The 7,834-nt window shown below is 59.0% G+C and carries 4 protein-coding genes; all 4 read right to left on the bottom strand.

Annotated elements, in window-relative coordinates:
• Positions 1 to 1,427: T6SS effector BTH_I2691 family protein (locus tag AC1RAC_RS26480; RefSeq protein ID WP_492617122.1), on the bottom strand; the 1,427-nt coding region annotated here is incomplete at its 3' end.
• Positions 1,428 to 1,532: 105 nt separating this feature from the next.
• Positions 1,533 to 2,432, bottom strand: a complete 900-nt coding sequence (locus AC1RAC_RS26475) for a DUF4123 domain-containing protein (protein WP_054921215.1) — start codon at positions 2,430 to 2,432, stop codon at positions 1,533 to 1,535.
• A gap of 16 nt (positions 2,433 to 2,448) precedes the next feature.
• Positions 2,449 to 5,112 carry a type VI secretion system Vgr family protein gene (locus tag AC1RAC_RS26470; protein WP_492617121.1) on the bottom strand — a complete coding sequence of 888 codons (2,664 nt, stop codon included), beginning with the start codon at positions 5,110 to 5,112 and terminating at the stop codon, positions 2,449 to 2,451.
• 22 nt (positions 5,113 to 5,134) lie between these two features.
• Entirely contained in the window at positions 5,135 to 7,795 is a 2,661-nt protein-coding gene (gene tssH / locus AC1RAC_RS26465; protein WP_492617120.1) for a type VI secretion system ATPase TssH, read from the bottom strand.
• Positions 7,796 to 7,834: the final 39 nt, after the last annotated feature.

Raw genomic sequence — 7,834 nt, 5'->3', positions numbered from 1 at the left:
TCGAACTGCGCCAGTACTGAGTCCGCCTCATTCATGTCAAGTTGATCAAACAGCTTAAGCGCCTGCTCACCGGCACGTTGTTTGCGCTGGGCGATCGTCTCCTCGCCTATTTGCTGACGAGTCATAGCCTTGCCTGTCTCGCGCATGCTTTCACGCGCCGCGACGCCAGGTTCGGGGTAACGCTGTTGGGCCTCTGCGCGGACTTTTACCATCTCCGCATACAGTTCGACTTCAGTCATTCTCAGACTGGCGCGGTTGCGTGCTCGGACGATGTAGTCTTCACGCGCTTCCTTGTTGGTGTCCGGAAACAGGCCTTGCAATGTGTCTTCGGTATGACTGGTGTAGGCCCAATCATCGATGCTTTCATCGGCTTTTTTTTTCCGGTGTTCACGGATTCCCTCGCGTACATCCTTGAGCCGCAACGCAACCTGAACACGCCAGTGATTGGTGGCGCCGTCCTGCTCTTCATTCAGCCAGGGCTCCGCCCCTTCGAGCGCCGCATTACGCCAGGCGTTCAGCTCCTGGGTCACACCGATCGCATCACGTAGCACCAGGGCAGCGCCTTGGTCTCGCTCCAGCGCATCCCGCAATGCTACAAGACGGATATGTGATGAGATCAGACGCCCACTGTCCAATGCATCCGATGGACACAGTGGTGGATAGGCCTGTTGACTCAGTGCATTGAGCAGGGCCGGAGAACGTGCGGCCAACTGCGTCGGCGCAGCGTCCTGAGTCGCCGCCGTAGCGGTGATGCCCAACGCTTTATATTCCAGTACCCATTGGGCCAAGGCCTGCGGCTCAAGGCTGAAGGGTTGGTGACGGTTGCCGTTAACCCAGTCCGCAGGGCTGAAGTACTGCATTTTCTCTTCGTTTGAAAATGCCGCCGCGGACTGTTCGTACTCATCCAGCTTGGCTTTGGACAAGGGGTCAGGCGTGTACAGCCAATAGGTGTTGTTGACCTCTTCCGGCTTTTCAATACTGACCGCCGAGGTCGAGGGCGCGTTAGCATCTCGGGAGCAACTGAACGTCAGGCTTGGGGCGGGTGGGTAGAGCGGGGCGAATTGATAGAGCCGCGCATCGTCAGTGACAAAATACGACTGCCAGGTCTTCAGGCCGTTACGCTCGACCAGCACACACAGGTAACTCTTGCGCAGCATCCGCGCACTGAAGCGCACTTGGGGGAAGTCAAACGACTCGCCCAGCGCCACCACCGCGACCTTGTCCAACAACATCGGGCTGTCGCTACAAAAAGCCGAATGCCTCAGCGGGAAAATCAGCAACCCCTGCTTGTTGCAAAAATTGCACTTGCCAGGCCTACACGGCACCATTGAGTTTTGACTCGCGTTGATTATTGGATTGCTCATAGCAAGATCATCCAATGAGTGGCCTGACCGATACTTGGGTAATGCGCCTGTATCCGCACGCACCTGAAGTTTTTCGCCAGGAAAGTGGCCACCTTGGATTTGCTCACTATCGCCCCCTCTAATCCATTCAAAAAAGCTCGCAACTGGCACATTGAAGGGCTGGAGAAACTAGCCTGCATGAGCGTGCTCCATTTCATGTTTGAGACGTAGAAGTTCATCGCCACTCACCGACCCCATCGCCTCCCCAAAGGTAGATCCCACTTTTCGAGCGTCCTCCAGTACCTGACGAATTCGAGAGTGCTGGTCAAAACTGCGATGCAACCAAACTCCGAAAACTGCGTAAGTGGCTTGCTCCACTTGTCCCTTGAAGCCTTGTTCAACCGCGCGCCGGACTAAAAGAGTTATTTGTGTGATCCAGTCAGGCTCATAGGCACAACCCAACGTCCGGAGCATATGAACTGCCGAGTTCACCACTTCAATCTGCTTTAATGCTGACCACTGTTCGGCATTAGCCAGGAACGGTGCTCGACTTATTGGTGCAAGTGAGGGATATACCGTTTGCTGCAGCTGCGCCCCTTCATCCAAATAGATCCACTGCTCGACACCGCTCTCGAGTTGCATCAACTGCGGCTTATCGAAGACAACAGGAAGTTGTGCCATCACTCGAGGATCATAGAACCGCAGTCGGGCCGTACCGCTGCCGTGGAGCAGCTTGAGCTTTGAACTCAGCAGGCTGGCCAACGGCTGGGGGGACAGCGAGGAAGATAGCCATCCAGCCACCTGCCGTAGGCGACAGTCAGAAGTCATCGTTTGCTGTATTGCTAGGTCAACGCTAGCGTCCAACAAATCATCGTGACGCCCTTCTAATCTCACCAGTACCGGTGCTTTTTGAGGTTGCTCAGCAAAGTCGGAATGTTTCAAATACGCCATATTGTCTTGCGCCCGCTCCCGCACAACTTGATCCAATGCATGAGGACGCGCCATATCCAGCAATACGTAGGTGTTGGGGTATGAAGCCACCTTGTTAAACAGCAGGTCCTTGATCCCGCTGATCTCTGTTTCGTTCACAGAGGCCTCCCTTTCCCTAAACAACAGATGCACCCGACATGTCCGCTTCGCTATTTTTGAACTCGCAACCCGTGAACCGCCCTTTGTTCAACACTGCTGGATTAGGAGCACCACTCTTCGGGCCCGTTAAGGCGTGCCGCTGCGCCTTGAACGTCACCGTCCCCGGCGCATGAATCTCAATGTTGCCCCCCACCAGCCGAACGGTCGCGCCCTGCACACTCAACAGCACCTGCTCTTTGCCCTGTACAAGCCCGTTGCCCTGGGTGCTGACCAGGCGAATGTTCTGTTGTGCCGCCATGCGGATCTTGTCGCTCTGCGCTTGCACGCTGACCGCGCCGCTGGCGGCGTGCAGGGCGATGCCGGTGTTCGCAATGGGGCGACTGTCGCCCCCTGCGCCACGGGTAAACAGCATCAGGCCTTGAGCCGCGAGAAAGGCGGTGTGGCCTTGGGCGGTGAAGTTGATGTCCGCGCCGGCGTTGAGTAGGCATTGAGTACCCGTCGCCCAGATCTGGTGCTTGGGGGTCAAACTGAGCACGCCCGCTTGGCCATAGAGCGCGAGCAGCGGCTTGCTCCACGCCGCCACTTGCCCCTCGCCACCGCCAATGCCCGTGCCTGACGCGGTTCCCTGTTGTGTCGCCTTCAGACTTTCCTGGCTGTTCTGCAGGGCTTCACTGGTGGGCAACTGCTTGCCGTCGCTGGCTAGCCCGGCCTTCTGCTGTCTGGCGTTGTCGGCCAATTGATCCACTTGGCCTTGGGCTTTTTCCAGCTCGGCCAACAGACCCTTGGCCTGCATTTGCTGGTCAGCCGGCTCCGTCGTCAGCAATAGCCCGGTACCGGCACGCAATGCACCTTGGGCCTGGGTGTGCAGTTCGACGCCATAGCCTCGGTCAGCCAGGCGTTGGTTGTCTTTGTTCTGTTTGAGGTGCCCTAACGTCAGACCACTGTCTTGATCGGTGGTGTAGAGCTGGACGCGGCTTTGCCCTGGGGTGTCGTCGAACTGCAGGTGTCGATAGCCGCCGCTGCCGGTGGCGCTGGTGGACAGGTCCTGGGTTTTCCAGCCACTGAGTACCCCGGCGTGTTGGTTGCCGGGAAACCACGCCGGTGCGTTGCCGGTACTGCCGGAGGCACCGCCTGCGATCTGGTTATGCGCCGCTTCGGCCTGGCCCCGGCCGTTGTACAGCGAGCCGATGACCACGGGGCGGTCGATCTGCCCTTCGAGGAACTCCACCAGCACCTCCTGCCCGACCCGGGGCACCCAGGCACTCCCCCAATTGCCACCGGCCTGGGTCGCGGCCACGCGCACCCAAGTGCCAACACGGGCGTCTGCCGGCGCATTGTCGGTCGCACGAGGATGGGGGCGATGGCTGGATGAGCGTTCACCGCGCTGCCAGTGGAATTGCACCTTGATGCGTTGGTCGCGATCGGTCATCACGGGGCCTCCGTCGCCGATCACAATGGCGCTCTGCGCACCGTGGACGGTTGGGATGGGATGCAGGCGGCGTCCGTGACCGTCTTGGGTTTGCGGTCGATAAGGGTGACTGGCGGGGATGAGTGTGAAGTGGTTGCAATACACCGCCTCCGGCTGGTCGGGCACAGGCCCCAGCCCTGCCAGTACCGCCGCTTGCAGCTGAGCATCCAGGTTATTGCGGGCCTGATGGTGCACCCGTATGCACAGCATGGGTTCGTCCGCCTGCACGCTGTCGTGGTTACTCAGGCATAGAGTGGCCCCTGGTGCCAAACGTCGCCATGTCCCCAGGCTGTGCACTTGGCGACGCGCAACCTGCTGAGCATTCAGGTGCTGGCGTGCACGCTGCTCACCCTGGGCTGTGTCCGTCCAGGCATAAGGGCCGGCGGTGTCCTGGTCCACACATCCACTGATGCCGGTGTCGCCCTGAGCGTGTCCTGACAACAATGAATTGCTGCGGTAGTCCCAGCTTTGGCGCTGTACCTGCCCCACCATCCAGCGGTGCTCTTCCGCCCATTGCTGAACACTGTCCTCTGCCTCGGTGGCGTCGCTGCGATGAAAGCGCACGGATACCGGCGCATTCGGCGCCAGTTTGCGGTTGCTGTCGGTCAGCACCAAGGTATGACTGCCCAAGTTCGGGGCCTGGGCATCACCCAGATGCTCAAAGTGATAGGCAATGCCCTCCTCCGCCAGCAGCCGCTGCACAAACGCCAGGTCACTTTCCTGGTATTGAGTCGTCAGGCTGCGCTTGCGGTACACGCCCGGATCCTCCAGGGCCCAGCGCCACTGCGGCTGAATCACGCCCTTGCTATAGAAACCGAAAATTTGCTCGAAAATCTCCATCACGGTCAGGTCATGAAAGGCGTAGCTGTCTTGCCGGTGTCGCAACAGGCTCAACCATGGCTCGATCCGTAACTGATAACGGGCCAACCCACCATTGCTGCCGACGCGTGTGCATTGGCTGACATGCCCGTGAAAAGGCCGCAAGTCCGTGCGCGAGTCAGCACACTGCAACTGCACCAACACCGGTGCGCCGACCAGTTGTTCAATGGGCAAACGCCCGTCCGCGGACAAGGCACTCAGTTGCAAGCAGTACCCTTGCTGGTCTAGCGCCTCCCAGCCGTCGAGGTATTCGGCGACCAGCGTGTCTGCGCCCAAGGGGGTGTGCAGTTGCAAAAGGCGCTGCTGTTGCGTCAATGCGGTAGAGAACGTCACAGGTCATCCTTCCCGGCGGTGTTCATTTGATCTGGTAGGTAAAGCCGCGCTTATTAGCGCCGACTTTGATTCGCGACAAGGTCTGCCTATCGGCCATTCGTGCCAGGACGGCGTCGGCGATTTCAGGCAGCAGGCTGCCATTGATGATCTGGTCAACGGCACGGGCGCCGATGTCGACTTCAGTGCAACGCACCAGCAGTGACTCCACCAGCGCATCGTCGTAATGAAACTCGGCCTGGTGATTGGCTTCGACACGGCGACCAACGCGGTCCAGCTTCAAACGGATAATCGCGGCCAGCGAGTCATCATTGATCGGGTAGTAAGGCACAACGTCCATGCGGCCGAGAAAGGCCGGCTTGAAGGTCTTGTATAGCGTGGGGCGGATCAGCTCCGACAACTGTTTGACACCCGGCAGTTCATCGGGCGTTTTGTTGAGGCACGCCTGCATGATCAACGACGAGGCGGTATTGCTGGTAAGGATGATCAATGTGTTACGAAAGTCGATTTCACGCCCTTCGGCGTCGTCCAGCACACCTTTATCAAACACTTGGTAGAACAGCTCCAACACATCCGGATGGGCCTTTTCCACTTCATCCAGCAGCACCACGCTGTAGGGCGCGCGCCGCACGGCTTCAGTCAATTGCCCGCCTTCGCCGTAACCGACATAGCCAGGGGGCGAGCCTTTGAGGCCTGAGACGCTGTGGGCTTCCTGGTATTCGCTCATGTTGAAGGTGATCAGCTTGCGCTCACCGCCGTACAACGCATCGGCCAGAGCCAGGGCGGTTTCCGTCTTGCCAACGCCGGAAGGTCCGACGAACAGAAATACGCCCTTGGGCTTGTCCGGGTCCTCAAGATAAGCGCGGGCAGTGCGCACTCGCTGTGCGATAGAGGCCAAGGCATGGGGCTGACCGATGACCCGGGCCTGCAGCACATCACCCAAGGTGCGAACCGTACGAATTTCATCTTTGACCATTTTTCCCAAGGGTATGCCAGTCCACGCGGACACCACTTGGGCAATGACATTGGCGTCAACTTGCAACGGCAGTAAGGGGGTATCCCCTTGCACCTTGGCCAAGGCGTCCATCGCTCGGGCTAATTCCAAGCGCTGCGGTGGCATGGGAGCTTTTTTACGCGCTGCCGTCAACGCATTGGCCGACGGCATTCCCTCCTCCAACTCGCCACGCAGTTGCGCAATACGTTGGACCAACACTGACTCTTGCTGCCACAGCGTAGTGGCCTCATCTAACTGTTGAGTCAGTGTCGCGGAGTGGGCTTGCAGTTCGTTCAAGTGTTTTTCGTGCTGACCGCCACTGGCGAGTTCTCGGCTCAATGCCTGCCGCTGGACCTCCAGTTGCTCTAGCTGTTTTTGAAGGTCAGCAATCATTGCGGGCCGAACACCTTGGCTCAAGGCAACTCGTGAACAGGCCGTGTCCAACACGCTGACGGCCTTGTCCGGCAGTTGCCGGGCGCTGATATAGCGGTGCGACAAGCGCACTGCCTCAGTGACCGCCTCATCCAGCACGCGGACGTTGAAGTGTTGCTCCATCAGGGGCACCAACGCCCGTAACATAGCCGCTGCTACCGACTCGGACGGCTCATCGACCTTGACCATCTGGAAACGACGGGTCAGAGCGGCGTCTTTTTCAAAGTATTTTTTGTACTCAGACCACGTGGTAGCCGCCAAGGTACGCAGCTCACCTCGCGCCAGGGCCGGCTTGAGCAAGTTGGCGGCATCGTTCTGCCCGGCGGTGCCGCCGGCGCCGATCAGCGTGTGGGCTTCATCGATAAACAGAATGATGGGGATCGGGTGCTTTTTTACTTCCTCAATCACGTTCTTCAGGCGCAGCTCAAACTCGCCTTTCACGCTGGCGCCAGCCTGTAACAAGCCCATGTCCAAGGCCAACAACTCAACACCCACCAATGCGCTGGGCACATCCTCGGAGACGATGGCGTGCGCCAATCCTTCGGCAACCGCCGTTTTGCCGACGCCAGCTTCACCGGTGAGGATCGGGTTGTTTTGCCGGCGGCGCATGAGGATGTCGATCACCTGGCGAATTTCCATCTCGCGCCCGATCACCGGATCCAGATGGCCGTCACGGGCGCGCTGCGTCAGGCTGGTAGTGAACTGATCCAGAGCGGGTGTTTTTACCTGTACAGTGACACCTTCATCGGCACCGGGTATGCAGGCCACATCGCTGACGTGATCCAACTCCTGAGAGCCTTCTGTGAAGCGGTCAAAATGAGCCTTGAGGTCCTCTGGCGACAACTTCGCCAGAATGGTAGAGCTGCGGGTCGCCCTTTGCGCCAAGGCCGGTTGGGTCAGCAATGCCAACAGCAGATGACCGCTGCGAATAGCGCCGTCCTGTGCCTCAAGAGAAGCAATCAGCCATGCACTCTCCAGCCATACCGGCAGTTGTGTCGAGAACACTGGGGTGCGCGTACTGCCGTCGCGTAACGTGTCCAACTCCTTGCTGAGTTCCGATTCCAGTGTCTCCTGGCTCAAGCCACTGCGCTTCATGATGACTGAGACGTCACTGTGGCGCTGCTCCAGCAAGGCCAACAGCAGGTGTTCAACCTCCACCTCAAAATGCCCACGCGCCCGGCAACGGCTGACGGCCTGTTCGGCGGCTTGACGGCACGTGGAGTTCAGTTTGGAGATCAGTGTTTTCAGTGAAGTGCTCATCCTGCGTCCTTGAGAAAAGTCGTGGTCAAACCGCCAGCG

It is taken from the genome of Pseudomonas sp. GW823-FHT02F05 (assembly GCF_058797315.1).
Note: the sequence above shows the minus strand (reverse complement) of the source record. Positions and strands in the feature narration are given on the sequence as shown.